General features: G+C 63.1%; 22 protein-coding genes and 1 pseudogene. 12 read left to right on the top strand and 11 right to left on the bottom strand.

What is annotated here, in order from left to right:
- Positions 1-52: 52 nt before the first annotated feature.
- Positions 53-688 (top strand): 2OG-Fe(II) oxygenase, encoded by a 636-nt coding sequence (locus tag AC788_RS08655; RefSeq protein ID WP_049860261.1) that lies wholly within the window; start codon positions 53-55, stop codon positions 686-688.
- A 126-nt stretch (positions 689-814) separates the two neighbouring features.
- Here the strand turns inward: AC788_RS08655 and serA are convergent, their stop codons facing one another.
- The gene (serA, locus tag AC788_RS08650; protein ID WP_049860260.1) at positions 815-2,044 is read right to left on the bottom strand and encodes a phosphoglycerate dehydrogenase; all 1,230 of its coding nucleotides are present in this window, start codon (positions 2,042-2,044) and stop codon (positions 815-817) included.
- 214 nt (positions 2,045-2,258) lie between these two features.
- Here serA and AC788_RS08645 point away from each other — a divergent pair, with 214 nt between their 5' ends.
- The 4 genes from AC788_RS08645 (at position 2,259) to AC788_RS08630 (ending at position 6,404) form a co-directional block, all read left to right on the top strand.
- A complete protein-coding gene (locus AC788_RS08645; RefSeq protein ID WP_049860259.1) occupies positions 2,259-3,653 on the top strand; it encodes an FAD-binding oxidoreductase in 1,395 nt (464 codons plus the stop codon).
- 28 nt (positions 3,654-3,681) lie between these two features.
- On the top strand, positions 3,682-4,347 hold the full coding sequence (locus AC788_RS08640) for a fumarylacetoacetate hydrolase family protein (protein WP_049860258.1): 666 nt from the start codon (positions 3,682-3,684) through the stop codon (positions 4,345-4,347).
- Between the two features lie 110 nt (positions 4,348-4,457).
- Positions 4,458-5,369 carry an SdiA-regulated domain-containing protein gene (locus AC788_RS08635; protein WP_049860257.1) on the top strand — a complete coding sequence of 304 codons (912 nt, stop codon included), beginning with the start codon at positions 4,458-4,460 and terminating at the stop codon, positions 5,367-5,369.
- 126 nt (positions 5,370-5,495) lie between these two features.
- Positions 5,496-6,404, top strand: a complete 909-nt coding sequence (locus tag AC788_RS08630) for an SdiA-regulated domain-containing protein (protein ID WP_049860256.1) — start codon at positions 5,496-5,498, stop codon at positions 6,402-6,404.
- Positions 6,405-6,410: 6 nt separating this feature from the next.
- Here the strand turns inward: AC788_RS08630 and tcyN are convergent, their stop codons facing one another.
- The 3 genes and pseudogenes from tcyN to tcyJ form a co-directional block, all read right to left on the bottom strand.
- Positions 6,411-7,160 (bottom strand): L-cystine ABC transporter ATP-binding protein TcyN, encoded by a 750-nt coding sequence (tcyN, locus tag AC788_RS08625; protein ID WP_049860255.1) that lies wholly within the window; start codon positions 7,158-7,160, stop codon positions 6,411-6,413.
- A gap of 7 nt (positions 7,161-7,167) precedes the next feature.
- Positions 7,168-7,833: pseudogene (tcyL, locus tag AC788_RS21285) on the bottom strand (cystine ABC transporter permease); the annotation flags it as partial.
- Positions 7,830-8,621, bottom strand: coding sequence for a cystine ABC transporter substrate-binding protein (gene tcyJ / locus AC788_RS08615; protein ID WP_049860253.1), 792 nt, complete (start codon positions 8,619-8,621; stop codon positions 7,830-7,832). The pseudogene tcyL and the gene tcyJ, both read right to left, overlap by 4 nt.
- A gap of 249 nt (positions 8,622-8,870) precedes the next feature.
- On the opposite strand from tcyJ, the gene epsC reads away from it, so the two are divergent.
- Positions 8,871-9,800 carry a serine O-acetyltransferase EpsC gene (epsC, locus tag AC788_RS08610; protein ID WP_376787067.1) on the top strand — a complete coding sequence of 310 codons (930 nt, stop codon included), beginning with the start codon at positions 8,871-8,873 and terminating at the stop codon, positions 9,798-9,800.
- Between the two features lie 235 nt (positions 9,801-10,035).
- Positions 10,036-11,997 (top strand): choline transporter BetT, encoded by a 1,962-nt coding sequence (gene betT, locus AC788_RS08605; RefSeq protein WP_177327960.1) that lies wholly within the window; start codon positions 10,036-10,038, stop codon positions 11,995-11,997.
- A 106-nt stretch (positions 11,998-12,103) separates the two neighbouring features.
- On the opposite strand, the gene AC788_RS08600 is transcribed toward betT, so the two are convergent.
- From AC788_RS08600 to AC788_RS08590, 3 genes are all read right to left on the bottom strand, one after another.
- Complete coding sequence (locus AC788_RS08600; protein WP_043192301.1) at positions 12,104-12,421, bottom strand: DUF2388 domain-containing protein; 318 nt, start codon at positions 12,419-12,421, stop codon at positions 12,104-12,106.
- A gap of 123 nt (positions 12,422-12,544) precedes the next feature.
- Positions 12,545-14,332: a GspE/PulE family protein gene (locus AC788_RS08595; protein ID WP_049860250.1), complete on the bottom strand. Its 1,788-nt coding sequence runs from the start codon at positions 14,330-14,332 to the stop codon at positions 12,545-12,547.
- A gap of 101 nt (positions 14,333-14,433) precedes the next feature.
- Positions 14,434-14,760 (bottom strand): hypothetical protein, encoded by a 327-nt coding sequence (locus AC788_RS08590; RefSeq protein ID WP_049860249.1) that lies wholly within the window; start codon positions 14,758-14,760, stop codon positions 14,434-14,436.
- Between the two features lie 126 nt (positions 14,761-14,886).
- Between AC788_RS08590 and AC788_RS08585 the strand changes: the two genes are divergently transcribed.
- Positions 14,887-15,357: an Lrp/AsnC family transcriptional regulator gene (locus tag AC788_RS08585; protein ID WP_049860248.1), complete on the top strand. Its 471-nt coding sequence runs from the start codon at positions 14,887-14,889 to the stop codon at positions 15,355-15,357.
- 88 nt (positions 15,358-15,445) lie between these two features.
- On the opposite strand, the gene AC788_RS08580 is transcribed toward AC788_RS08585, so the two are convergent.
- Positions 15,446-16,813, bottom strand: coding sequence for a CYTH domain-containing protein (locus AC788_RS08580; protein WP_049860247.1), 1,368 nt, complete (start codon positions 16,811-16,813; stop codon positions 15,446-15,448).
- A 139-nt stretch (positions 16,814-16,952) separates the two neighbouring features.
- Here AC788_RS08580 and argE point away from each other — a divergent pair, with 139 nt between their 5' ends.
- Together argE and argA are read left to right on the top strand one after the other, a co-directional pair.
- Entirely contained in the window at positions 16,953-18,107 is a 1,155-nt protein-coding gene (gene argE / locus AC788_RS08575; RefSeq protein ID WP_049860246.1) for an acetylornithine deacetylase, read from the top strand.
- Positions 18,108-18,240: 133 nt separating this feature from the next.
- Complete coding sequence (gene argA / locus AC788_RS08570) at positions 18,241-19,539, top strand: amino-acid N-acetyltransferase (protein ID WP_049860245.1); 1,299 nt, start codon at positions 18,241-18,243, stop codon at positions 19,537-19,539.
- A 129-nt stretch (positions 19,540-19,668) separates the two neighbouring features.
- Here the strand turns inward: argA and gshA are convergent, their stop codons facing one another.
- From gshA to AC788_RS08555, 3 genes are all read right to left on the bottom strand, one after another.
- Complete coding sequence (gene gshA / locus AC788_RS08565; protein WP_049860244.1) at positions 19,669-21,252, bottom strand: glutamate--cysteine ligase; 1,584 nt, start codon at positions 21,250-21,252, stop codon at positions 19,669-19,671.
- A gap of 177 nt (positions 21,253-21,429) precedes the next feature.
- Entirely contained in the window at positions 21,430-21,813 is a 384-nt protein-coding gene (locus AC788_RS08560; RefSeq protein ID WP_049860243.1) for a PaaI family thioesterase, read from the bottom strand.
- The gene (locus AC788_RS08555) at positions 21,813-24,131 is read right to left on the bottom strand and encodes a Tex family protein (protein WP_049860242.1); all 2,319 of its coding nucleotides are present in this window, start codon (positions 24,129-24,131) and stop codon (positions 21,813-21,815) included. Before AC788_RS08555 ends, AC788_RS08560 begins: the two co-directional genes overlap by 1 nt.
- A gap of 273 nt (positions 24,132-24,404) precedes the next feature.
- On the opposite strand from AC788_RS08555, the gene ompR reads away from it, so the two are divergent.
- Both ompR and AC788_RS08545 read left to right on the top strand, forming a co-directional pair.
- A complete protein-coding gene (gene ompR / locus AC788_RS08550) occupies positions 24,405-25,145 on the top strand; it encodes an osmolarity response regulator transcription factor OmpR (protein WP_043192310.1) in 741 nt (246 codons plus the stop codon).
- 114 nt (positions 25,146-25,259) lie between these two features.
- Positions 25,260-26,573: an ATP-binding protein gene (locus AC788_RS08545; RefSeq protein ID WP_049860241.1), complete on the top strand. Its 1,314-nt coding sequence runs from the start codon at positions 25,260-25,262 to the stop codon at positions 26,571-26,573.
- Positions 26,574-26,575 lie beyond the last annotated feature (2 nt).

Below are 26,575 nucleotides of genomic sequence, written 5' to 3'. Positions count from 1 at the left end.
GATGCATCGACACTGTGCAAGCCTCTGTCGGTTTTGCGGGCGTATGGATACTATGCCGGGCATGCAAATACCTTCTGACCATCCGCTGCTGCTGCGCATCGTCGACGACCTGGCCGAGCAGGGTTGGTCGCAGCAGGAACTCTTCGTGCCCCAGGCGTTGACCCTGGCGCTGGCGGCCGAATGCCGTACCCGTCATGCCCAGGGCGAGTTGGCGCCAGCGGCGGTCGGGCGTGGCCCGTCCCAGGAGATTCGCGAAGGCATTCGTGGTGATCGCATCCAGTGGATCGAGCCGGGCGAAGCGCTGCCGTGCGACACCTACCTGGCGGTCATGGACAGCCTGCGCGAAGCCCTGAACCGGGGTCTGTTCCTGGGGCTAGAAGACTTCGAATGCCACTTCGCCCTGTACCCGCCGGGCAGTGTCTACCTGCGTCATCTGGACCGCTTTCGCGACGATGACCGGCGCATGGTTTCAGCGGTGCTGTACCTGAACGATGCGGATTGGAGCGAAGCGGATGGAGGGCAATTGCGCATGTACCTGCAAGGCGACACGGCGTACGACGTGCAGCCGATCGGTGGCACGCTGGTGGTGTTTCTTTCCGGAGAGGTACCGCACGAAGTGATGCCGGCACAGCGCAATCGACTGTCGCTGACGGGCTGGTTTCGGCGGCGAGGCAATGAGCCGTTCTGATACACCGCGTCGCCTGGTTCGCGGCTACCAGCCGCTCCTACAGGAGATCTGGGTTGGTTGTAGGAGCGGCTAGCAGCCGCGAACCAGACGACGCGGTGTGCCAGGCACACCGCAATCCGGCCGCTATCAGAACAGTACGCGGCAACGAATGGTCCCGGTGACCTGTTGCAGTTTTTCCTGCGCCAGATCCGAGTATTCGGCGTCGACGTCGATCACCACGTAGCCGACCTTTTCGTTGGTCTGCAGGAACTGGCCGGAGATGTTGATGGCGTTCTCGGCGAAGACCTTGTTGATCTCCATCATCACGCCCGGCACGTTTTCGTGGATGTGCAGCAGGCGGTGCTTGCCCGGGTGCGCCGGCAAGGCCACTTCGGGGAAGTTGACCGACGACACCGAGGTGCCGTTGTCGCTGTACTTGACCAGTTTCTCGGCCACTTCCAGACCGATGTTGGCCTGTGCTTCGGCCGTGGAACCGCCGATGTGCGGGGTCAGGATGACGTTGTCCAGGCCACGCAGCGGGCTTTCGAAGACGTCGTCGTTGGAGCGTGGCTCGACCGGGAACACGTCGATGGCGGCGCCGATCAGGTGCTTGTCCTTGATCGCCTCGGCCAGTGCGTCGAGCTCGACCACGGTGCCGCGCGCGGCGTTGATCAGGATGCCGCCCTTCTTGATGGCGCGGATTTCCTTCTCGCCGATCATCCACTGGGTGGCGGCGGTTTCAGGCACGTGCAGGGTGACGATGTCGCTCATGCCCAGCAGGTCGGTCAGGCTGCCGACCTGAGTGGCGTTGCCCAGCGGCAGCTTGGTCACGGTGTCGTAGAAGTACACCTGCATGCCCAGGCCTTCGGCCAGGACCGAGAGCTGGGTACCGATCGAGCCATAGCCGATGATGCCCAGCTTCTTGCCACGGATCTCGAAGGAATTCGCCGCGCTCTTGATCCAGCCGCCACGGTGGCAGGAAGCGTTCTTCTCGGGGATGCCGCGCAGCAGCAGGATGGCCTCGGCCAGTACCAGCTCGGCCACGGAGCGGGTGTTGGAGTACGGCGCGTTGAACACGGCGATGCCGCGTTCGCGGGCAGCGGCCAGGTCGACCTGGTTGGTGCCGATGCAGAAGCAGCCCACGGCCACCAGTTTCTTCGCGCAGTCGAACAGCTCTTCGGTCAGCTGGGTGCGTGAGCGAATGCCGATGAAGTGCGCGTCGGCGATCTTTTCCTTGAGTTCGGCTTCGGGCAGCGACTTGGTGTGGTACTCGATGCTGGTATAGCCGGCAGCCTTGAGGACGTCCACGGCGGATTGGTGGACGCCTTCGAGAAGAAGGAACTTGATCTTGCTCTTGTCGAGGGAAGTCTTGCTCATCTGCGTAAACCTGTGTCCCGAAAAAAATGGCAGGAAGTGAAGCGGCGCGCACCGGGCCAGAGCTCGATTGGCGGGGTGCGTATGCTAGCATAGCCTCCCTGTCGTACGCCCATCCTGGGTCATGAGCCGTTCTCAGGGTGACTATGAATGGTTCGAGGTTTGACGGGCCGCGAACTGCTCGATTCGTGAAACCTTCACTTCCAGAGTCGCGTCCATGAACAGCCACGCCTTGATCGATGAACTCAAGACCCTGCTCGAGCCCGGCAAGGTCCTCACCGATGCCGCCTCCCTGGAGACCTACGGCAAGGACTGGACCAAACAGTACGCCCCGGCCCCCAGCGCCATCGCCTTTCCCAAGACCATCGAACAGGTCCAGGCCATCGTTCGCTGGGCCAACCAGCGCCAGGTCGCGCTGGTGCCCTCCGGCGGCCGCACCGGTCTGTCGGCGGCAGCGGTGGCGGCCAACGGCGAAGTGGTGGTGTCGTTCGACTACATGAACAAGGTGCTCGAATTCAACGCCACCGACCGCACCGTGGTGTGCCAGCCTGGGGTCATCACCAAGCAGTTGCAGAACCTGGCCGAAGAGAATGGCCTGTACTACCCGGTGGACTTCGCCTCGTCGGGGTCCAGCCAGATCGGTGGCAACATCGGCACCAACGCTGGCGGCATCAAGGTCATTCGCTACGGCATGACGCGCAACTGGGTGGCGGGCCTCAAGGTCGTCACCGGCCAGGGCGATCTGCTGGAGCTGAACAAGGACCTGGTCAAGAACGCCACCGGCTACGACCTGCGTCAGCTGTTCATCGGTGCCGAGGGCACCCTGGGCTTCATCGTCGAGGCCACCATGCGTCTGGACCGCGCGCCGAAGAACCTCACCGCGATGGTGCTCGGCACCGCCGACTTCGACGCGATCATGCCGGTGCTGCACGCGTTCCAGGGCAAGCTCGACCTCACGGCGTTCGAGTTCTTCTCCGACAAGGCTTTGGCCAAGGTGCTGGGCCGCGGCGACGTGCCGGCGCCGTTCGAAACGGCCTGCCCGTTCTATGCCCTGCTGGAATTCGAAGCCACCACCGATGACATCGCCGACACCGCGCTGGCCACCTTCGAGCACTGCGTGGAGCAGGGCTGGGTGCTGGATGGCGTGATGAGCCAGAGCGAGCAGCAGCTGCGCAACCTGTGGAAGCTGCGCGAGTACATTTCCGAAACCATTTCCCATTGGGTGCCGTACAAGAACGACATTTCGGTAACCATTTCCAGAGTGCCGGCCTTCCTGCGCGAAATCGACGCCATCGTCAGCGAACGGTACCCGGCCTTCGACGTGCTGTGGTACGGCCACATCGGCGATGGCAACCTGCACCTGAACATCCTCAAGCCCGAACACATGGACAAGGACGCGTTCTTCGCCGAGTGCGCGCTGGTCAATACCGAAGTGTTCGAAACCGTACGCAAGTACAACGGCTCCATCTCCGCCGAGCATGGCGTGGGCATGGTCAAGCGCGACTACCTGCAGTACAGCCGTTCGCCGGTCGAAATCCAGTACATGAAGGCCATGAAGGCCGTGTTCGACCCCAACGGGGTCATGAACCCGGGCAAGATCTTTTCCATTTGATGCGTTCATCTGAGCAGAGGTTCGAGCAATGAGCTACCAGCACCAGTACATCGATGGCACCCGTATCCACTTCCCGCTGGGCAAGGTGGTGTGCATCGGCCGCAACTACGCCGAGCACGCCAAGGAACTGGACAACCCGATCCCGACCGAACCGCTGCTGTTCATCAAGCCCAGCAGCTGCGTGGTGCCGTTGCAGGAAACCTTCAGCATTCCCACCGACCGCGGCGCGGTGCACTACGAGGCCGAGATCGCGGTGCTGCTGGGCAAATCCCTGAGCACCCGGCCCAGTGTCGAAGAAGTCATCGATGCCATCTCCGGTTTCGCTCCGGCGCTGGACCTGACCCTGCGCGACGTCCAGTCACGCCTGCGCGAGAAAGGCCTGCCGTGGGAGATCGCCAAGTCGTTCGACGGCGCCGCGGTGATCGCACCCTTCGTGTCGGCGGCAAGCTTCCCCGACCTCACCAACATCCCGATACGCCTGACCATCGACGGCGAAGTGCGCCAGGACGGCAACAGCAGCCTGATGCTCAACCCCATCGTGCCGATGATCCAGTACATGGCCGGATGTTTCTCGCTGCAGGCCGGCGACGTCATTCTCACCGGCACCCCGGCCGGGGTCGGTCCGCTTGAAGTCGGCGCCGATATCGTGCTGGAACTGCCGGGTGTCAGCCGCTTCGAAAGCCGCGTTCAGTAGTCGCGCCGCGCCTCACTTTTTTTTGACATTCGATCTGGATAATGCCCCCACCCCAGTGGGTGCATCGTCCAGATGTGCCCGCATGAATCCATCTCCAGCAAGGGTACTCCATGGTCCGCGCCGCGCTGCATTCATCCCGCCCCCTGTATAAACGTTGGTACCTGTGGACCCTGCTGGTACTGCTGAGCGGCTACATCGTCGCCGTGGTCCTGCACTGGGACGACCGGGCCGAGCTGTGGGTGCAGGAGTGGACGCAGAACAGCGCGCAGCGCAAGGCCAGCATCTGGTTGCCCGACTACAAGGCCGTGATCGACGGCAAGCACTTGCCGGGCATGGAAGGCGACGAGGCTTCGGACATCACCTATCACTCTGGCACCCGCACGCTGTTCGCGGTCATGGGCAAGAATCCCTACCTGACCGAATTGAGCCTGCAGGGTGACGTGTTGCGCAAGATGCCACTCAACGGCTGGAAAAATCCGGAGGCGGTCACGGCGCTGCCCGACGGGCGTCTGGCGATCATCGACGAGCGCCAGCACCAGTTGACCGTGGTCAAGGTCGACGCCGATACCCGCGAGCTGAACATCGCCGATTTCGCATCGTTCGACCTCGGCCCTTCGACGGATCAGAACAAGGCCTTCGAAGGGCTGGCCTGGGATCCGCGCAACCAGCGCCTGCTGCTGGGTGAGGAGCGACCACCGGCGCTGTTCTCGCTGAAGCTGGGCAGCGATGGCCAGCCCATCGGCGAGAAACAACGCCTGGATGCGTCCGACCTGGACATGCGCAACCTCTCGGCGCTGGCAGTGGATCCTCGCACCGGCCACCGCCTGCTGCTGTCGGCCGACTCGCACTTGCTGATGGAGTATGACGAAGCGGGCAAGCAATGGAGCTTCATGACGTTGCTGGGCGGCATGAACGGACTCAAGGACACCATCCCGCGTGCTGAAGGGGTGACCATCGATGACGAGGGCACCCTCTATCTGGTAAGCGAGCCAAATCTGTTCTACGTGTTGCGCAAGCACTAAGGCGGCGAGCGCGCTTTCAGTACAGTGATGTTGCGGAAATTTCCTACAGGTTTATCCGTAGAAACTTAAGCTTGGCTTCATCATTTAATGGTTTGATGCGCACACTTCATTCAAGAGCCCGACGCGATGCGTTTCTTCGTTCGACCCGTACACCTGCTGCTGATCGCGGCACTGCTCACGCTGATCTGCGCCTTCGCCGCGCTGCACCACTTTCGCTGGCTCGAACGCGCCAGTTTCAATGTCGAGCGCTGGCTGGGCGGGCCCCTGCCGGGTGCGATCGATCTGGACAGCTATCAGGTGGATATCGAAGCGAAGGTGATCGAAGGTCTGGACGACGACATTTCGGCGCTGACCTTCGACCCGTCGCGCAAGACCTTGTTCACCGTCACCAACCAGCGCTCGGAGCTGATCGAACTGTCGCTGCAGGGCAAAATCCTGCGGCGGATCGAGCTGGTCGGATTCGGTGACCCGGAAGCGGTCGAGTACATCAGCCCCGGTGTCTATGTGATCACCGACGAGCGCCAGCAACGGCTTATCAAGATCAACATCGACGACACCACGCAGGTCCTCGATGCGCAGCACGCCGAGCAGTTGAGCCTCAACTTCGGCGGCCGCAGTAACAAGGGTTTCGAAGGGCTGGCCTACGATTCGGCCGGCAAGCGCCTGTTCGTGGCGCGCGAGCGCGACCCCATGCTGATCTACGAGGTGCAGGGTTTTCCACGGGGGGTGAGTGACAAGCCGCTGGACGTGCAGGTCACCCAGGACCGTCGGCGCGATGCCGGGCTATTCGTGCGCGATCTTTCCAGCCTGCAGTACGACGAACGCAGTGGTCACCTGCTGGCACTCTCGGACGAGTCGCTACTGGTGGTCGAACTGGACGTGCAGGGGCGGCCCCTGAGCACCATGTCGCTGCGCAAGGGCCACCAGGGTTTGAGCAAGAGCGTGCCGCAACCCGAAGGCATCGCCATGGACGACGATGGCAACCTGTACATGGTCAGCGAACCGAACCTGTTCTACGTGTTCCGCAAACCCTGAGCGGTATTACCGCTCGGGGTGCAGGAATTTATCGAGAAACTGCCGGGTCCGCGCCTGCTGCGGGTTGGCGAACAACTCACGGGCCGGGCCCTGTTCCACGATCACGCCTTGGTCGAAGAACACCACGCGGTTGGCCACGTCCCGGGCGAACTGCATCTCGTGGGTGACGATGACCATGGTCCGCCGTTCCTGCGCCAGGCCTCGGATGGTCGCCAGCACCTCGCCGACCAGCTCCGGATCGAGCGCCGAAGTCGGCTCGTCGAACAGGATCACCTGCGGCTGCATGGCCAGTGCCCGGGCAATCGCCACGCGTTGCTGCTGCCCCCCCGACAGCCGCCTCGGATAGGCGTCCTCCTTGCCGGCCAGACCCACCTTCGCCAACAGGCTGCGGCCCAGTTCGACCGCCTCGGCCATGGCCGTTTTCTTGACCACCACCGGCCCTTCGATGACGTTTTCCAATGTCGTGCGATGGGGGAACAGGTTGAAGTTCTGGAAGACGAAGCCCACTTGCTGGCGCAGCTCGCGAATCAAGCCTTGCTGCTGTGCCACGCGGGCACCGTCGATTTCGATGTCGCCCACGCGGATGCGGCCGCTGGTGGGTGTTTCCAGCAGGTTCAGGCAACGCAGGAAGGTCGTCTTGCCCGAACCGCTGGGGCCGATGATGGCCACCACTTCGCCGGCGGCGATCTCCAGATCGATGCCCTTGAGCACCGTGTGACCATTGAACTGCTTGGTCAGGCCCTTTACCACGATCATTGCTTCCCGCCTCTGGGTCGGGGCGGTTGCCCCGCCGTTCCAGGTGATTCTGCAGGTGCGCCAGAATGCTTGCCAACAGCCAGTAGATCAATGCGGCCGCCAGGTACATGGTGAAGATCTCGAACGTGCGTGCTGTGATCAACTGCGCCTGACGGAACAGCTCCGGTACCTGGATGGTGGCGGCCAGCGCCGTGTCCTTGACCAGCGAGATGAAGCTGTTTCCCAGCGGCGGCAGCGCGGTGCGCATGGCCTGCGGCAGGATGGCCCGGCGCAGGGTCTGCGCGCGGGTCATGCCGATGCTGGCGGCCGCTTCCCACTGGCCGCGCTCGATAGATGCGATCGCTGCGCGCAGGATTTCACAGGCATAGGCTGCCATGTTCAGGGAAAACCCGATCAGCGCCGCCGACAGCGGATCCAGCTCGATACCGACCTGGGGCAGGCCGTAATAGATCACGAACAGCTGGACCAGCAACGGTGTGCCGCGGAAGAACGACACGTAGACCCGCGCCGGCCAGCTCAGCAACCGGCTTCTGGACAGGCGCATGAGCGCCAGGCCGAAACCCAGCAGCAAGCCGAAGAACATGCCGCCCAGGCTGAGAAATATCGTGTAGTAGGCGCCCTTGAGCAGAAAGGGCGCCGAATCGAGCATCAGCTGCAGGCTGCTCTCGATCATTGGGTGACGTCAGCGCTGAACCATTGCTTGGAGAGCTTGGCCAGGGTGCCGTCCTTGCGCAGTTTCTCCAGAGCGTCGTCGATGGCCTTGAGCAGCTCCGGTTCGCCCTTGCGCACGGCGATCCCCGATTCCTGCCGCGAGAACGCGTCGCCGGCCAGGGCCAGGGTCTCGTTGGTCTTGTTGATCAGGTCGAAGGCCGCCAGGCGATCCACCAGGATGGCATCGATGCGGCCGACGCGCAGGTCCTGATACTTGGTGGGGTCATCGTCATAGGTCTTCACGATGGCGCTCGGCACGTTGTCCTTGAGCCACTGCTCGTAGTTGGTGCCCAGGCCCATGCCGACTTTCTTGCCCCCCAGGTCCGACGCCTGCTTGATGCTGTCGGCGTTCTTCTTGGCGACCACCGCCTGGATACCGGAAATGGTGTAGGGCGTGGAGAAGTCGTACTTCTTCTTGCGCTCCTCGGAGATGGTCACCTGATTGACCACGATGTCCAGACGCTTGGAATCCAGCGCCGCGAGGATGCCGGCCCATGGGGTCGCCTGCAGTTTGACCTTGACGCCCAGCTCCTTGGCCAACGCCTCGGAAAGCTGCACTTCGAAACCGGTCAGCTTGCCGTTTTCATCGACGAAGCTGAACGGTGGATAGGTACCCTCCAGGCCGACGTTGATGACACCGGCGTCCTTGATCTTCTGCAACTGTTCGCCGGCGACCGCCTGGCCCAGCAGCGAGCTGCCCAGAACCAGACCGGCGATCAGCAGGTGTTTGCGCAATGCGGGAAAATTCATGGCGAATCCTTGTTGTAATGGATGATCGTGATGAAGGAGGGGCGCGATCGGAAAACAGGACTATAGGCACCGCCACGCTGGCCCACAAGTCCCAACGGTAGCCACGGAACGTATGACCCCGGCTTATGTTCAGATGCTCCACGATCGATCCAAAGCGTTCTTTTTGGTGCCAGGATTTTTCCCGTATGGTGGGCGCCTATCGGCGGCCATCGCTGTTTTCGCACAGGGCAGGACATAACCGTGAACGACATTCCTCAGGCACGCAAAGGCCATTGGCAGTTACAGTCCATCGTCGGCCAGTTGCATGAGGCGCGGTCCGATTGGCGTCGGCAGAACGGGCGCAGCTGCGGCATGCAGGGCGGTCGCGAGCTGCCTTCGCGCGAGGCCATGGCCCAGGTGCTCGAACAGTTGTGCGGTGCGTTGTTCCCGATGCGCCTGGGGCCGGTGGACCTGCGCGAGGAAAGCGAAGATTTCTACGTCGGCCACACCCTGGACGCTGCGCTCAACGAACTGCTGACCCAGGCTCGCCTGGAGCTGCGTTATGCGGCGCGCAATGGTGACTGCGACCTGCCGGCCGTCGACGCCAAAGCGTTGCAGTTGATCCAGGATTTCGCCGCCGCCCTGCCGGGCCTGCGGCGGTTGCTCGATACCGATGTGCTGGCGGCCTACCACGGCGATCCGGCGGCGCGCAGCGTCGATGAGGTGCTGCTGTGCTACCCCGGCGTGCTGGCGGTGATTCATCATCGTCTGGCTCACCATCTGTATCTGGCCGGCCTGCCGTTGCTGGCGCGCATCAGCTCGGAACTGGCTCATTCGGCGACCGGTATCGACATCCACCCCGGCGCGCGGATCGGGCCGAGCTTCTTCATCGACCATGGCACAGGCGTGGTGATCGGCGAAACCGCCGTGATCGGTGAACGGGTGCGTATCTATCAGCAGGTCACTCTGGGCGCCAAGCGCTTCCCGGCGGACGAGTCCGGACAATTGCAGAAAGGCCACCCGCGCCACCCGATCGTCGAGGACGATGTGGTCATCTATGCCGGGGCGACCATTCTGGGTCGCATCACCATCGGCAAGGGCTCGACCATCGGCGGCAACGTGTGGCTCACGCGCACCGTGCCCGCCGGCAGCAACCTGACCCAGGCCAATCTGGTGCAACACGACAGCAGCCAGAAGTAAGCGTACACGGCGCATGGCCAGCGGCCTGTTCAACAGGACCGTTTGGCCCATCAATTGGCCATCTACCCATCACTCGTGTTTTAATTGAACGCTCGTTCAATAAAACCATGGATCGCGATTCGCGTTCAACAGGAGGCCATCCCTTGCTGAAAACGCCCAGTTTCTTCCATTTCCGAACGTGTGGAGTGCACAACGCATGAGTGCATCTTCATCGACACCTAGCGGCAACGTGCGCATGAACCCTCCGGTGTTCTACTTCGCCGCCAGCTTCATTCTGATTTTCGGCATCGTCGTCATTTCCTTCCCGCAGGCGGCCGGTCAATGGCTGCTGGCCGCGCAGAGCTGGGCGGCCAACACCGTTGGCTGGTACTACATGCTGGCCATGACCCTGTACCTGGTGTTCGTGGTGGTGACCGCGCTGTCGGGCTACGGCAAGATCAAGCTGGGGGCCGATCACGACGAGCCCGAATTCAGCTCCCTGTCCTGGGCCGGCATGCTGTTCGCCGCCGGCATCAGCATTCCCCTGTTCTTCTTCGGCGTGCCCGCCCCCCCCCCCCACATGCTGCAACCGCCGCAGGGCGAGGCGGGGACCCAGGAAGCCGCACCTCAGGCCATGCAGCTGCTGTTCCTGCACCGGGGGTTGCACGGCTGGGGCGTGTTTGCCTTCGTCGGTATGGCGCTGGCTTATTTCGCCTATCGTCACACCCTGCCGCTGGCGCTGCGCTCGGCGCTCTACCCGCTGATCGGCAAACGCATCAACGGGCCGATCGGCTACGCCGTGGATGGCTTTGGCATCATTGCTACCATCTTCGGCCTGGGTGCCGACATGGGCTTTGGCGTCCTGCACCTCAATTCGGGCCTGGATTACCTGTTCGGTGTGGCCCATACCCAATGGGTTCAGGTGATTCTGATCACCTTGATGATGGGTGCAGCCATTCTGGTGGCGGTCTCCGGCGTCGACAAGGGCGTGCGGGTGATGTCCGACATCAACATGCTGCTGGCCTGTGCGCTGCTCCTGTTCGTGTTGTTCGCGGGGCCGACCCAGCACCTGCTCAGCACTCTGGTGCAAAACGTCGGCGACTATCTGGGCGCGCTGCCCAGCAAGAGTTTCGACGTCTATGCCTATGACAAACCCAGTGACTGGCTGGGCAACTGGACGGTGTTCTACTGGGCCTGGTGGATTGCCTGGTCGCCGTTCGTGGGGCTGTTCATCGCGCGCATCTCGCGGGGACGCACCATTCGCGAGTTCGTCTTCGGCGTGCTGCTGATTCCATTGGGTTTCACCCTGGCGTGGATGTCGATCTTCGGCAACAGCGCGATCGACCAGGTGATCAATCACGGCATGGCCGCGATCGGCCAGTCGGCCATCACCGACCCGTCGATGACCCTCTACCTGCTGCTGGAAACCTACCCTTGGGCGCGGACAGTGATCGCGGTCACCGTGTTCATCAGCTTCGTGTTCTTCGTCACCTCGGCCGACTCGGGCACTGTCGTGCTCTCGACGTTGTCCGCACGCGGTGGCAACCCGGACGAAGACGGTCCGAAATGGCTGCGGGTATTCTGGGGCGCGATGACGGCGCTGGTCACCAGTGGCCTGCTGTTCGCCGGCAGCATCGATTCGTTGAAATCGGCGGTGGTGCTGACCTCGCTGCCGTTCTCGATCATCCTGCTGGCGATGATGTGGGGGCTGCACAAGGCGTTCCACATGGAAGGCCAGCGCAAGATCGCCCAGTTGTATTCGCTGGCCCCGGTTGCCAGCTCGCGGCCTGGGCGCGGCGGCTGGCGACAGCGCCTGAGCCAGGCCGTGAGCTTCCCCTCGCGTGACGAGGTGTACCGGTTCATGGACACCCATGTGCGCCCGGCAGTGGCCGAAGTGACCGCCTCGTTCGCCGAGAAGGGCCTGGATGCCGTGACCCAGGAGGACACCAGCCACGACAACGTGACGTTCGAAATCGGGCATGGCGAGGAGCGGCCATTCATCTACCAGGTGCAGATGCGCGGTTACTTCACGCCATCCTTCGCCCGTGGCGGGATGGGCAACCAGGAGCTCAAGAACCGCCGCTACTACCGAGCCGAGGTGCATCTGTCCGAAGGCAGCCAGGATTACGATCTGGTCGGCTACAGCAAGGAGCAGATCATCAACGACATCCTCGATCAGTACGAACGGCACATGCAGTTCCTGCATCTGGTACGTTGACCGTCATAGAGGGGCCGCAAGGCCCCTCGCTCGACCCGGTGCAGAAAAGCTGCACGCATAAAAAAACCTCGCACCGATGTGCGAGGGTTTTTTCATGGTCGCGCTGTCAGTTATCGGCGACGGCGTTCTTGGCCAGGATGGCGTTGGCCAGGTCCATGTCGGACGCTTCCAGACCAGGGTTCTGCGCACGGACTTTCTGGATCGCCGCTTCCAGATACGGGCCGCGGATACCGCCTTCGCTGGCCACGAAGCTGCCAGCATCGTCCTGTGCGGCGATGATCAGCTTGTGATCCTTGAAGGTCAGGTAGGAGGAGCCGGTTGTGGCGCCAGAGGAGAGCACGTTGCGCCAGAAGGGATCGGCCATGGCCGAGCTGACGGGCAGGGACAGCAACGCGAGGGTAGCAACAGCGGTTTTGAGGCGCATGATCGAGACTCCACAGTGTGATCCGGTACGAATGTGATCCGGGGCAGTTGTCGTTCTGCTCGTTGGATAGGGTCAATGTCATTCAAGTTCCCCGAGGCGGTCGAGCGGCCCGTAGTGGCGGCTTCACATCGCGTCGATGCGCGGGGTCACGCGCAGTACTTCCTCGAGCGTGGTCAGGCCGGCAGCGATCTGCCGCGCACCCCCCAGGCGCAGGGTGCGCATACCTTCCTTGCACGCCTGACGCCTGAGCGCGGTGAAATCGGTATTGGCGCCGATGCAGGCTTTCACACCATCACTCAGCAGCAGCACTTCATACACGCCGGCGCGCCCGCAGTAACCCGTGTCTCGACAACGCGGGCAACCGACGGCGCGCTGGGCACCCTCCGGGATAGCCATGCGCCAGGGCCCGATGAGGGCCTGCCAGCTTGTCGGATCGATATGCGTGGGCGCCTTGCAGTCAACGCACAGCGTGCGTACCAGTCGCTGCGCCATGACGCCCAGCACCGTGGCCTTGATCAGGTAATGCGCGACGCCCAGCTCCAGCAGCCGGGTGATCGCGCCCACGGCATCATTGGTGTGCAGGGTCGACACCACGAGATGGCCGGTCAGGGCGGCCTGGATCGCCATCTCGGCCGTCTCCAGGTCGCGGATCTCGCCGATCATGATGATGTCCGGATCCTGCCTCATCAGCGCACGCAAACCGCTGGCGAAGTCCAGATCGATGTTGTGGTGTACCTGCAACTGATTGAAAGCCGGTTCGACCATCTCGATCGGGTCTTCGATGGTGCACAGGTTGATCTGCGGCGTCGCCAGCTGCTTGAGGGTGGTGTACAGCGTGGTGGTCTTGCCCGAGCCGGTGGGGCCGGTGACCAGCACGATGCCATGAGCCTGGGTGGTCATCTGCCGCCAGCGACTCAGGTCGTCGGCTACAAGGCCGAGCTGGGCGAAATCCTTGAGCAGCACCTGTGGGTCGAAGATGCGCATCACCAGCTTTTCACCGAAGGCCGTGGGCAGGGTGGACAGGCGCAACTCGATCTCCTGGCCCTCGGGCAGGCGGGTTTTGATCCGCCCATCCTGAGGCTTGCGCTTCTCGGCGACATTCATGCGACCCAGGCTTTTCAGGCGACTGACGATGGCCAGCGTGACCTGTTCGGGGAAGCGGTACACACAATGCAGCAAGCCGTCGATGCGAAAGCGCAACGCTCCGAAGTCTCGTCGAGGCTCGATATGGATATCGCTGGCGCGTTGCTCGAATGCGTATTGGAACAGCCAGTCGACGATGTTGACCACGTGCTGGTCGCTGGCGGCAGGCGCGACCATGTCGCCCAGCTGCAGCAGTTGCTCCAGGTTGCCCGCATGGCCTGACTGGCCCTGGACTTTGGCGCCGCTGACCGAGCGGGCCAGTTGGAAGAACTGTTCGGTGAAGCGCTGGATGTCGACGGGATTGGCCACCACGCGCCTGATCGTGCGCTTGAGCACCTGGGCCAGGTCGGCCTCCCATTGACGCTGCCACGGTTGCGCGCTGGCGATGGTGACACTGTGCTCGTCCACGGCCACGGCAAGGATTCCATGGCGCTGAGCAAAGGCCTGGGGCATCAAGGCCACCACGGTGGGTACGTCGATGCACAACGGATCGATGCGCAGGTACGGTTGGTCGGCATGCTGCGCCAGCCATTGGGTCAGCGCTTCGAGGGTCAGCAATTGTCCGGGTTGGCGGAGATCGGGTAATCGGTAGTCGGCGAGTTGTTGCAGGGGGTGTGTCTGAAGCGGTTCCTTGTAGTCGAGGCTGTCGCGCAGTGCCTGGGCGCGCTCCAGCCCGATAAGGCCGTCGGCCAGCAAGTCGTCGACCAGCTCAAGCAAGCACAGGTCGCAGTCAGGGCGATGCCGCAGGGTCGTGGCGACGAGGGTCATGCGGGGGCCTCCTTGGCGGTGCGCGATCTGTCGTGCCACATAGCCTAGCGCCCATGCCGGAAATTGCCCTCATGGCAACCGTTGCCGCATTTGTCGCCGACTCAAGCGTACGATTGCACCTGGGCCGGATGCTGAGCATCGGCCAGTTGCACATCAAGGACACTGATCAGGTTGCGCATCTTTTCCGCGATCACCTGTGCGCGATGCCAGCTCAACTCGCTCACTTGCACCTGGATTTCCAGGCTGTCCGCCACCTGGCGGGCCGCGAGCTGACAGGGAATCAGGTACTGCATGGCAAACAGGTTAAGCACCCGGCAAAGCACGTCGGCTTCGATCTCTGCACTCAGGTTGAACTGCACGGTGGTGGTCAGATTGCCAGCGGCCCAGACATCCGGGCGTAGCGGGGTCAGCGATTCAAAGGCAGACATGGGTGATCTCCGTGGTCAATGGGGAAAGTCTCCCATGGCCAACACGGTATTTCTTGCCCAACTTTGCTCGTTATGGGGCTATCTTGAATCAAACAATTTTACAATTCGAACAATGGAGAAATAATTATGCACAGCCCGCTGGATGCTTACGACCGGCGCATTCTGGCGTTGCTGCAAGAGGACGCCACGCTGTCCAGCGCGCAGATTGCCGAGCAGGTGGGGTTGTCGCAGTCGCCTTGCTGGCGGCGCATCCAGCGGCTCAAGGAAGAGGGGGTCATCCGGGCGCAGGTGACCCTGCTGGATCGCAAGAAGATCGGCTTGAATACTCAGATATTCGCCGAGGTGAAACTCAACGCCCACGGCCGGTCGAACTTCACCGAATTCACGGAGGCCATAAGGGGCTTTCCAGAGGTGCTGGAGTGCTATGTGCTGATGGGCAATGTCGATTTCCTGCTGCGCATCGTCACACCGGACATCGAGGCCTACGAGCGTTTCTTCTTCGAGAAGTTGTCGATGGTGCCGGGCATTCAGGAGGTGAATTCGACGGTGGCGCTGTCCGAAATCAAGTCGACCACCAGCCTGCCGGTGGATCGGTGACTAGCGAGATCAGCCGCTCCTACAGGTTCACAACACCCTGCAGGAGCGGCTAGCAGCCGCGAAGAGGTCAGAACAAACACCACAAAGCTTACTTGCGCAGCAACAGTTTCCACGCGCGATTCTGACTCACGGCGATGGCCTGTTGCATCCGCGCATCCAGCACTTCATCGGTGATGTCCAGGCTGGCCAGAGCGTGCAGCTTGTTCAGCTCGCCGAACAGGCGATCGACTTCCGGCACGTCCAGTACGCCACGGGCCAGATGCAGCCAGCTCTGGATCCGCTCGATACGCGGCAACTGCTCGGCCAGATCCTCAGGTTGCTGCTGGTAGCGGGGCAATTGCAGCGCTGCGCCTTCCTCGGCCAGCAGATGGCCCAGCCAGCTTTGCAGCTGGGCGGCGCCCTGACGGTTGCCGCGGTTGTTGCGCTCGACCGTCCACAGGCGGCCCATCAGCCAGCGCGAGGTGTTCAGCGAGAACTGGCCCCAGCGCACGTCCAGCAGCTCTTCGGCGAACTGCTCGGGTGCGGCCTTGCGCACGTCTTCGTCTTCCTGCCCGGCCTGCACCAGCGGGCGCCAGTCTTCGAGCAGGGCGTCCAGGGCAGTGCGCAGTTCGTTGCTGCTGGCGCGCGGTGCGGCCTGGCCCAGGCTGCCGACCAACCCGCGCAACTCGATGAGCTGTTGCACCCAGTCCTGCAGCAGGCGCCAGTGGCCGTTGAAGCGGTACTGCTCGGCCAGTCGCTGGCTGTTCGCCAACCGGTGCCAGGCCAGGGCGGTGAAGGCATCGTCGAGCGTCGTCTCGGCGCCCAGCTCGGGGGCGGGCAGGCTCAGCGCGTAGCTGTCCGGATCGCTCAGGCGATAGCCGCGCTCGGCCTTGCTGATGTCGCAGGGCATCAGGGGCAGTTTTTCGGCCAGCTCGGCGGCCAGCTCCAGCAATGCCGCCGGCTCGCCTTCACGCAGCTCCAGCTCCAGCTCGCAGATCTCTTCGGACTGCTTGCCGACGATGACCTTGCCCAGGTCCAGGGCCGCTTCGATCACCACCCGGGCCTTGCCGCGGCCCCAGGCGATTTCCGCGCGCTCACGGACGAAATCGGTGGTGAATACCGGCTTGATGGTCTTCTTGTCCAGCTCGGCCAGTTGCTCGGGCCAGCATTCGCCGTCGAGCTTCTTCAGGTCGAGCTTGGCCTTGGGCAGGTTCCAGTCGTATTCGTTGCGCTGCGACAGCCCGGCCACGCTGCTGCCACGGGTCTTGAGGGTCTGGATGACCTCTTCGCCATCGCGGCGCAGGCGCAGGGCGACCTTGGCCGCTGCCAGTTCGCGGGCAGGCGTATCGAAGTACTGGTTGAACAGCTCTCGGCGCTCCCAGCCACTTTTGTTGCGCTTTTTCAGCAGGGGATGCTCACGCAGAGCAGCGAGCGTTTCGCGGCTGACGCGCAGTTTGATTTCGGTTTCTTTGTGCATGAGGGGGCAATCCAAGCGCTGGCGGACAACAACGCGCTGATGACTAGATAAGGCCGTGCAGTGTACAGCAGTCGTGCCGCGGCGGTTTATTCTTGGCGCCCGATGGCTCTATGATGGGGCTCGCCTCGGGAGGATCGCCATGCCATTGCCGTCCATGCAGGAACAATTCGCCGCCCTCATCGCGGCGCCTTCGGTCAGTTGCACCCAGCCCAGCCTGGATCAGTCCAACGGCCCGGTGATCGATCTGCTGGCCAACTGGCTGACCGAGCTGGGCTTCGCCTGCGAAATCCAGCAGGTCGAGCCCGGCAAGTTCAACCTGATCGCCACGTTCGGCAGCGGCCCTGGCGGTCTGGTGCTGGCCGGGCACAGCGACACGGTGCCTTACGACGAGGCGCTGTGGAACACCGACCCGCTCAAGCTCACCGAAGTCGATGGACGCTGGGTCGGGCTGGGCAGCTGCGACATGAAGGGCTTCTTCGCACTGGCGATCGAGGCGATGCGTGGCCTGATCGATCAGCCGTTCAAGCAGCCGCTGATCATCCTCGCGACCTGCGACGAAGAAAGCTCGATGTCCGGTGCCAAGGCGCTGGCCGCCGCCGGCCGGCCGCTGGGCCGTGCCGCGGTCATCGGCGAGCCGACCGGGCTCAAGCCGATCCGCCTGCACAAGGGGGTGATGATGGAGCGCATCGACATCCTTGGCCGCAGTGGCCATTCCTCGGACCCAAGCCTTGGTCACAGTGCCCTTGAAGCAATGCACGGCGCAATCGGCGAGCTGATGAACCTGCGTCGGCAATGGCAGCGCGAATACAACAACGCGCAGTTCAGCGTGCCCCAACCGACCCTGAACCTGGGCTGCATCCATGGCGGCGACAACCCCAACCGCATCTGTGGGCAATGCTCGCTGGAGTTCGACCTGCGGCCGTTGCCGGGCATGGACCCACAGGTCCTGCGCACCGCCATTCGCAGCAAGCTTGCGCCGTTGGCCGAGTTGCACCAGGTGAAGATCGACTATGCCCCGCTGTTCGCCGAGGTGCCACCCTTCGAGCAGCGTGCCGACACCGAGTTGGTGCGGGTTGCCGAGCGGCTGACGGGGTACACGGCGGCGGCCGTGGGCTTCGGTACCGAGGCGCCGTACTTCCAGAGCATGGGCTGCGAAACCCTGGTGCTGGGGCCAGGCAACATCGCCTGTGCGCACCAGCCCGGCGAATACCTGGAAATGTCACGTTTGCAGCCTACCGTGCGTCTATTGCGTGAACTGATCGAGCATTACTGCCTCGAATCGGTGATTGCCTAAATCGGCGTGCCTGCGGGCCGTCATCCCTGCAAGGAGTGCGCGCGTGTTGCCAAGCCTGTCACGACGATAACCCTCATACCGCTGTGCGCCGAGTGATGCTTTTCGTCCCACTTTTCTACAGGCTTCTGCCGTTATGCCCGACTACGTGAATTGGCTTCGCCACGCTTCTCCCTACATCAATGCCCACCGTGACTGTACCTTCGTGGTGATGCTGCCCGGCGAGGGCGTTGCCCACCCCAACTTCGGCAATATCGTCCACGACCTGGTGCTGTTGCACAGCATGGGCGTGCGCCTGGTGCTGGTCCACGGATCGCGCCCGCAGATCGAAAGCCGTCTGGCCGCGCGCGGCCTGAGCCCGCACTATCATCGCAACCTCAGGGTTACCGATGCGGCCACGCTCGAGTGCGTCATCGATGCGGTGGGCCATCTGCGGATCGCCATCGAGGCGCGCCTGTCCATGGACATGGCGTCCTCGCCGATGCAGGGCTCGCGGTTGCGCGTGGCCGGCGGCAATCTGGTCACGGCGCGGCCGATCGGCGTGGTCGAGGGTGTCGACTATCACCACACCGGTGAGGTGCGTCGGGTCGATCGCAAGGGCATCAACCGCCTGCTCGACGAACGCTCGATCGTGCTGTTGTCGCCGCTGGGTTACTCGCCTACCGGCGAGATCTTCAACATTGCCTGTGAAGACGTGGCAACACGGGCCGCCATCGACCTGGCGGCCGACAAGCTGCTGCTGTTCGGTGCCGAGCCGGGGCTGCTCGATGAAACCGGTCACCTGGTGCGCGAACTGCGCCCGCAGCAGGTGCCGGCGCACCTGTTGCGACTGGGCAACGATTACCAGGGGGAATTGCTCGATGCGGCCGCCCAGGCGTGCAAGGGGGGCGTCAGCCGCGCGCACATCGTCAGCTACGCCGAAGATGGCGCATTGCTCACCGAGCTGTTCACCCGCAATGGTGGCGGTACCTTGGTGGCGCAGGAGCAGTTCGAGCAGGTACGCGAAGCCAACATCGAAGACGTCGGGGGCTTGCTGGACTTGATCAGCCCGCTGGAAGAGCAGGGCATCCTGGTACGCCGCTCCCGCGAGGTGCTGGAGCGCGAGATCACCCAATTCAGCGTGGTCGAGCGTGAAGGCATGATCATCGCCTGCGCCGCGCTGTACCCGATCGCCGATTCACAGACCGGCGAGCTGGCGTGCCTGGCGGTGAATCCGGAATACCGCCATGGCGGTCGTGGCGACGAGCTGCTCGAGCGTATCGAAGAGCGGGCGCGGGCGTTGGGGTTGAACACATTGTTCGTGCTCACCACCCGCACGGCGCACTGGTTCCGCGAACGCGGCTTCGTGCCCAGCGGCGTCGAACGCCTGCCGGCGGCACGCGCCTCGCTGTACAACTACCAGCGTAATTCGAAGATCTTCGAAAAGGCGCTATAGCGGCGCATCAGACCGACCGGTGGCGCCTTCTTCGCGGGCAGAGCCCGGCTCCCACATGAGATAAGCACATATCCATTGTGGGAGCGGGCTCTGCCGTGCAGCAGAGATACCGCAGGGTATTGAGCGCTGTCAGTTGCTGATGGCCAGGATGCTTGCCTGATAGGAACCGACGAACACATCGAAATCGCCCACTTCCTCGGCCTCGAGCGTCGCCTGGGCGGCCAGTGAATCGCGCGCCTGCTGTTCGAAGTGCGCCTGGTCTTGGCTGCTCAGGGGCTGTTGCCGGAAGTACTCGGCATGGGCCTGGCTCTGGCTGAAGGAAAACTCGGCGAAGCTCTGTTTCTGCTCGGCCATCTTCGCCAGGACCTGCGCCGATGGCGTCAGCGACGGATCGCTGACTTTGGCGCGCTGCGCCGCCATCGCCTGGGCATGCTCATCGGTACCGGTACTGCGATCGAGCAATGCAGCGACGGCGTCGATACGCTCCAGCAAATCGCCGGCCCACGCCTTGAGCTCGACCGCCTCGCCATTGCGCTGCAACTGCAGGCCCGGCCGACGACCTTCCTTGACCGTGCTGAGGAAGTTGCCGGTACAGGCCGCGCATTCGTTGCTGTCGATCTGCGGGCTGCTTTCCAGCGCACAGAACAGCAGGAACGCATCGAGGAAGCGCGACTCGGTCAGGTCGACCCCGGTGGGCAGGAACGGATTGATGTCCAGGCAGCGCACTTCGATGTACTGCACACCGCGAGCCATCAATGCCTGGATCGGCCGCTCGCCACTGTAGGTCACCCGCTTGGGACGAATGTTGGAGTAGTACTCGTTTTCGATCTGCAGGATGTTGGTGTTCAACTGCACCCATTCGCCGTCCTTGTGCGTGCCCACCTGCACATACGGCGGATACGGCGTGGCCACCGCCTTGCGCAGGCTGTCGGTGTAGCTGGCCAGATCGTTGTAGCAGGGCGTCAGGCCGGCCTGGGCATTGCTCTGGTACCCCAGGTCGCTCATGCGCAGGCTGGTGGCGTAGGGCAGGTACAGGGTTTGTGCATCCAACTGCTCGAGCTGATGGGCGCGGCCGCGCAGGAAGCCGGCATCCAGTGCCGGCGAGGCGCCGAACAGGTACATCAGCAGCCAGCTGTAGCGACGGAAATTTCGAATCAGCGCGATGTACGCGGAGGACTGATAATCACGATCGGTGCCGACATAGCCATCAGCCTGCTTGAGCACCGGCCACAGCTGCTCGGGCAGGGAGAAATTGTAGTGAATGCCGGCAATGCACTGCATGGTGCGGCCGTAGCGCAGGGACAGGCCCTGGCGATAGACGTACTTGAGGCGGCCGATGTTCGAGGTGCCGTAGTAGGCCAGCGGGATATCTTCCTCGGCTGGCAACGGGCAGGGCATGGAGGGACTCCACAGGTACTCGCTGCCCAGCTTGCTGTACACGAAGCGGTGGATCTGCTCCAGGCTGTGCAGGGTCTGGGCGGGATCCTCGAGTGCGGGCGTGATGAATTCCAGCAGCGATTCGGAGTAGTCCGTGGTGACCTGTTCGTTGGTCAGCGCCGATCCCAGCGCCTCGGGGTGCGGCGTCTGTGCCAGGCGACCCTCGTGGTTGACGCGCAGGCACTCACGCTCGATGCCATGCAGGCACTGCGCGAGCAGAGAAAGGGTGGCAGGCTCGCCGAGCAAAGTCAGGCGGCGGTTGAGAAATTCGCTCAAGTTGGATTCCTTCACGCGTCAGTCGCCCCGATATGGGGGTGGAGCGGACGGTCTGCAAGGGTGAAGACAAAAAGGAACCGGCGTCGTCGCCTGGTTTCGATCGGGCAAGGTGCAGGCCGTACTGCGATCGACACCGCCTGCGCCGTGCCGAAATTACCGCAGAACGACCCCTTCGGGCTAGAGAACCACGAAAGTACCTTGTGCCTTTGCCATCAGTTTTTCGCCCTGAAGCACCTCGGCCTCCACCACCATCGTGCGTCGGCCGGCGTGCAATACCTGGGCCTTGCAGATCACCTCACCTTCTGACACCGCGCGAAGGTAATTGATCTTGCATTCGAGCGTGACGCTTTGATTATCGAAACCGTGGGAGGTCGAGCACGCCAGGCCCATGGCAATGTCGACCAGACTGAAGATGGCCCCGCCGTGCATCACCTGGCCGCGGTTGCGCAGGTGCTCGGCCATGGGCAGTGCCACTTCCGCCACACCGGCATCCAGGCGTCGCACCTGGCAGCCGAGCTCGCGAAAGTAAGCGCTCTGGGTCAGATCGTCGTCGATCTGCATCAGCGTTTCTTCAACTGTTTGGCATTGGCGAACAACGACGCCATGGCGCCGTTGGCGGACGCGGCGGCTTCCTTGACGCGGGCCGGAGCGGCCTGCTGACGGGCTGCGGCACCGGGACGGCTGCCCCGTGCACCGTCGATCTTCTCGCCGGGCGTGTCGCCCATGCGCATCGACAGCCCCACGCGTTTGCGCGGAATGTCCACTTCCATCACCTTGACCTTGACCACGTCGCCGGCCTTCACCGCTTCACGCGGATCCTTGATGAATTTTTCCGACAGCGCCGAGATGTGCACCAGACCGTCCTGGTGCACGCCGATATCGACGAAGGCGCCGAAGTTGGTCACGTTGGTCACCACGCCTTCGAGCACCATGCCCAGTTGCAGGTCCTTGAGCTCTTCCACACCGTCCTGGAACTCGGCGGTCTTGAACTCCGGACGCGGGTCGCGGCCCGGCTTGTCCAGCTCCTGCAGGATGTCGGTCACGGTCGGCAAGCCGAAGGTTTCATCGGTGAATTTTTTCGGGTCCAGGCGCTTGAGGAAGCCGCTGTCGCCGATCAGCGAACGGATATCGCGATCGGTGCCTGCGGCGATGCGCTGTACCAGCACATAGGCTTCGGGGTGCACGGCCGAGGCGTCCAGCGGATTGTCGCCGTTCATGACGCGCAGGAAGCCGGCCGCCTGTTCGAAGGTTTTTTCGCCCAGGCGCGAGACTTTCTTCAGTGCTGCGCGGGTCCGGAACGCACCGTGCTCATCGCGGTGGGCGACGATGTTCTGCGCCAGCGTGGCATTGAGCCCGGAGATGCGCGCCAACAGGGCCACGGAGGCGGTGTTGACGTCCACGCCCACGGCGTTCACGCAGTCTTCCACCACGGCATCCAGGCCGCGCGCCAGCTTGAGCTGCGAGACGTCGTGCTGGTACTGACCCACACCAATGGATTTCGGATCGATCTTGACCAGTTCGGCCAGTGGATCCTGCAGGCGCCGAGCGATGGACACCGCACCGCGGATCGATACGTCCAGGTCGGGAAACTCGCGCGCCGCTAGCTCCGAGGCCGAATACACCGAGGCACCGGCTTCGGAGACCATGACCTTGGTCATTTTCAGGCCGGGGTATTTCTTGATCAGCTCGGCGGCCAGCTTGTCGGTCTCGCGGCTGGCAGTGCCGTTGCCGATGGCGATCAGGTCCACGGCATGCTTGGCGCACAGTGCCGCCAGCGTGGCCAGGGTCTGGTCCCATTTGTTGTGCGGCACATGCGGGTACACCGTGGCGTGATCGAGCAGCTTGCCGGTCGCATCCACCACCGCCACCTTGCAGCCGGTCCGCAGGCCAGGGTCCAGACCGAGAGTGGCGCGCGGGCCCGCCGGGGCGGCCAGCAGCAGGTCATGCAGGTTGTGTGCGAAGACGTTGATGGCTTCGCTTTCGGCGTTCTCGCGCAGCTCGCTCAGCAGGTCGGTTTCCAGGTGGGTGTAGAGCTTGACCTTCCACGTCCAGCGCACCACCTCACCGAGCCACTTGTCGGCGGCGCGCTGCTGATTTTTCACGCCGAAGTGCTCGCCGATCATCATCTCGCACGGGTGCAGGGTGCCCGGAAGTTCTTCGCCCACTTTCAGCGAAGAGCCGAGAATGCCTTCGTTGCGCCCGCGGAAAATGGCCAGGGCGCGGTGCGAGGGCATGCTCTTGAGTGGCTCGTCGTGCTCGAAGTAGTCGCGGAACTTGGCGCCTTCTTCTTCCTTGCCTGCCAGCACTCGGGCGCTGAGTACCGCTTCCTGCTTGAGGAAGCCGCGCAGCTTGGCCAGCAGTGTGGCGTCTTCGGCGAAGCGCTCCATCAGGATGTACTTGGCGCCTTCCAGTGCTGCCTTGACATCGAGCACACCTTTATCGCCGTCGACGAAGCGGGCTGCTTCGGTTTCCGGGTTCAGCGTCGGATCGGCGAACAGGCCGTCGGCCAGCTCGCCAAGGCCGGCTTCCAGGGCGATCTGGCCCTTGGTGCGGCGCTTCTGCTTGTACGGCAGGTAGAGGTCTTCCAGGCGTGTCTTGGTGTCGGCCTGCTGGATCTCGCGGGTCAGCTCGGGCGTCAGCTTGCCCTGTTCCTCGATGCTGGCCAGGATACTGGCGCGGCGCTCGTCGAGTTCGCGCAGGTAGCGCAGGCGCTCTTCGAGGTGACGCAGCTGGGTGTCGTCCAGGCTGCCGGTCACCTCCTTGCGGTAACGAGCGATGAAAGGCACGGTCGAACCTTCATCCAGCAGTGCGACGGCCGCTTCGACCTGTTGAGGGCGGACGCCGAGTTCCTCGGCGATGCGGCTGTTTATGCTGATCATGATAACCACCTGAAAAATGATAGGTACAAGGTGCAGTCCCCCATATGCCTGGTGTATGGGCACGTTTCGGGCACCGTGGCAGCGGACGCTTTCATGCGAACGTTGCCGCTGACGAGCCGCGCAGTATACCCAGCGATATCGTCTCGGCGCGAACCCCAAGCCTTGACGATCAAGGAATGTGGCTGGCGGCCAAAGAAAAATCTGCTAACAATGCACACGGCACGAGCGTCGGCAGCTACGCCATAATGCGCGCCGAGATCAGAGGAGCAACCCATGAGCAGTACCGCACAAGCAGCCGAAGGTGAAAAGATCCTCATCGTTGACGACGATCCGGGATTGAGCAGCTTGCTGGAGCGATTCTTCACCAGCAAAGGCTACCGTGCGCGCGCCGTGCCCAATGTCGAGCAAATGGACCGCCTGCTGGCTCGTGAAGTGTTCCATCTGGTGGTGCTGGACCTGATGCTGCCCGGCGAAGATGGCCTGTCCGCCTGCCGCCGCATGCGCGCCGGCAACAATCAGGTCCCGATCATCATGTTGACCGCCAAGGGTGACGAACTCAGCCGCATCAAGGGTCTGGAACTGGGCGCGGACGACTACCTGGCCAAGCCCTTCAACCCCGACGAGCTGATGGCCCGGGTCAAGGCCGTGCTGCGTCGTCAGTCGGCACCGGTGCCGGGCGCTCCGGGCAGCGAGGACGAATCGGTGTCCTTCGGCGACTACGAGCTGTCCCTGGCCACCCGCGAGCTCAAGCGCGGCGACGAAGTGCACATGCTTACCACCGGCGAGTTCGCCGTGCTCAAGGCCCTGGTGATGAACGCTCGTCAGCCACTGACCCGCGACAAGCTGATGAACCTGGCCCGTGGACGTGAATGGGACGCTCTGGAGCGCTCCATCGACGTGCAGATCTCGCGCCTGCGCCGCATGATCGAACCCGATCCGTCCAAGCCGCGATACATCCAAACGGTATGGGGCGTGGGTTATGTATTCGTACCCGATGGCAACGCCGCCCGGTAGACTTCAGGGGTTTTTGTAGGGTCGATATCCTGAATCACATGTTGATTCGGGATATTCGTCATTCAGAATGTCTGCGAGCCTGCTCGCTCCTGCAACGTATGTGACCGCCGCGCAATGAAGACCCCTGTCTGGTTTCCCCAAAGTTTCTTCGCCCGAACCCTCTGGCTGGTGCTGGTCGTCGTCCTGTTTTCCAAGGCTCTGACCCTGGTCTACCTGTTGATGAACGAAGACGTGCTGGTCGACCGCCAGTACAGTCACGGTGTGGCGCTGACCCTGCGTGCCTACTGGGCGGCGGACGAGAACAATCGCGACCAGATCGCTGACGCCGCAGGCTTGATTCGCGTGGTCGGCGGCGGTGTGCCGGAAGGCGAACAGCATTGGCCGTACAGTGAAATTTACCAACGCCAGATGCAGGCCGAGCTGGGGGAGGACACCGAAGTGCGCTTGCGCGTCCATGCCCCGCCCGCGTTGTGGGTGCGTGCGCCGAGCCTGGGCGCTGGCTGGTTGAAGGTGCCTTTGTACCCGCACCCGTTGCGCGGGCAGAAGATCTGGAGTGTGCTGGGCTGGTTTCTGGCGATCGGCCTGTTGTCGACCGCTTCGGCCTGGATCTTCGTGCGTCAGCTCAACCAGCCGCTCAAGCGCCTGGTGTTCGCTGCCCGCCAACTGGGGCAGGGCCGCAGCGTGCGCCTGCCGGTGAGCGATACGCCCAGTGAGATGACCGAGGTGTACCGGGCGTTCAACCAGATGGCCGAAGACGTCGAACAGGCCGGTCGCGAGCGCGAGCTGATGCTTGCCGGCGTCTCCCACGACCTGCGCACGCCGCTGACCCGGCTGCGGCTGTCGCTGGAACTGATGACCTCGGACAACGAATTCACCCCTGACATGGTCCGCGACATCGAGGACATGGACGCGATCCTCGATCAGTTCCTGGCCTTCATTCGCGACGGACGCGACGAAAAAGTCGAGGTCGTCGATCTGGGGAATCTGGTGCAGGAAGTCGTTGCGCCCTACAACCAGGCGCAGGAGCAGGTATTGCTTCGCCTGGAACCGATCCCACCGTTCCCGCTGCGCCGAGTATCGATGAAGCGGCTGTTGAACAACCTGATCGGCAACGCGCTCTACCATGCCGGCAGCGGTGTGGAGGTGGCGGTCAACGTTTCAGGCGACGACAACGCGCCCTATGTGGTGCTCAGCGTGCTGGACCGTGGCGCCGGTATCGATCCGGGGGAACTGGTTGGCATCTTCGACCCGTTCATCCGCGGCGATCGCGCGCGCAGTGGCAAGGGCACCGGGTTGGGTCTGGCGATCGTCAAGCGCATTGCCGCCATGCATGGCGGCAACGTGGAACTGCGCAATCGCTCGACGGGCGGGCTGGAGGCGCGGGTGCGGCTACCACTGGGCCTGATGCTGCCCAGGGATGCTGTCTAGGA

This window comes from Pseudomonas sp. RIT-PI-a, from assembly GCF_001187875.1.
Taxonomy (GTDB): Bacteria; Pseudomonadota; Gammaproteobacteria; order Pseudomonadales; family Pseudomonadaceae; genus Aquipseudomonas; species Aquipseudomonas coleopterorum.
This window is presented reverse-complemented; position numbering and strand designations above follow the sequence as displayed.

Excerpts from the sequence above, each read along its gene's own strand:
- AC788_RS08630 (WP_049860256.1), top strand. The coding sequence starts at position 5,496 with ATGCGTTTCTTCGTTCGACCCGTACACCTGCTGCTGATCGCGGCACTG.
- AC788_RS08555 (WP_049860242.1), bottom strand. The coding sequence starts at position 24,131 with ATGATCAGCATAAACAGCCGCATCGCCGAGGAACTCGGCGTCCGCCCT.
- AC788_RS08600 (WP_043192301.1), bottom strand. The coding sequence starts at position 12,421 with ATGCGCCTCAAAACCGCTGTTGCTACCCTCGCGTTGCTGTCCCTGCCC.
- AC788_RS08580 (WP_049860247.1), bottom strand. The coding sequence starts at position 16,813 with ATGCACAAAGAAACCGAAATCAAACTGCGCGTCAGCCGCGAAACGCTC.
- AC788_RS08635 (WP_049860257.1), top strand. The coding sequence starts at position 4,458 with ATGGTCCGCGCCGCGCTGCATTCATCCCGCCCCCTGTATAAACGTTGG.
- tcyJ (WP_049860253.1), bottom strand. The coding sequence starts at position 8,621 with ATGAATTTTCCCGCATTGCGCAAACACCTGCTGATCGCCGGTCTGGTT.
- AC788_RS08545 (WP_049860241.1), top strand. The coding sequence starts at position 25,260 with ATGAAGACCCCTGTCTGGTTTCCCCAAAGTTTCTTCGCCCGAACCCTC.
- tcyN (WP_049860255.1), bottom strand. The coding sequence starts at position 7,160 with ATGATCGTGGTAAAGGGCCTGACCAAGCAGTTCAATGGTCACACGGTG.
- AC788_RS08595 (WP_049860250.1), bottom strand. The coding sequence starts at position 14,332 with ATGACCCTCGTCGCCACGACCCTGCGGCATCGCCCTGACTGCGACCTG.
- serA (WP_049860260.1), bottom strand. The coding sequence starts at position 2,044 with ATGAGCAAGACTTCCCTCGACAAGAGCAAGATCAAGTTCCTTCTTCTC.
- AC788_RS08640 (WP_049860258.1), top strand. The coding sequence starts at position 3,682 with ATGAGCTACCAGCACCAGTACATCGATGGCACCCGTATCCACTTCCCG.
- AC788_RS08655 (WP_049860261.1), top strand. The coding sequence starts at position 53 with ATGCCGGGCATGCAAATACCTTCTGACCATCCGCTGCTGCTGCGCATC.
- AC788_RS08590 (WP_049860249.1), bottom strand. The coding sequence starts at position 14,760 with ATGTCTGCCTTTGAATCGCTGACCCCGCTACGCCCGGATGTCTGGGCC.
- argA (WP_049860245.1), top strand. The coding sequence starts at position 18,241 with ATGCCCGACTACGTGAATTGGCTTCGCCACGCTTCTCCCTACATCAAT.
- AC788_RS08645 (WP_049860259.1), top strand. The coding sequence starts at position 2,259 with ATGAACAGCCACGCCTTGATCGATGAACTCAAGACCCTGCTCGAGCCC.
- argE (WP_049860246.1), top strand. The coding sequence starts at position 16,953 with ATGCCATTGCCGTCCATGCAGGAACAATTCGCCGCCCTCATCGCGGCG.
- ompR (WP_043192310.1), top strand. The coding sequence starts at position 24,405 with ATGAGCAGTACCGCACAAGCAGCCGAAGGTGAAAAGATCCTCATCGTT.
- betT (WP_177327960.1), top strand. The coding sequence starts at position 10,036 with ATGAACCCTCCGGTGTTCTACTTCGCCGCCAGCTTCATTCTGATTTTC.
- AC788_RS08560 (WP_049860243.1), bottom strand. The coding sequence starts at position 21,813 with ATGCAGATCGACGACGATCTGACCCAGAGCGCTTACTTTCGCGAGCTC.
- AC788_RS08585 (WP_049860248.1), top strand. The coding sequence starts at position 14,887 with ATGCACAGCCCGCTGGATGCTTACGACCGGCGCATTCTGGCGTTGCTG.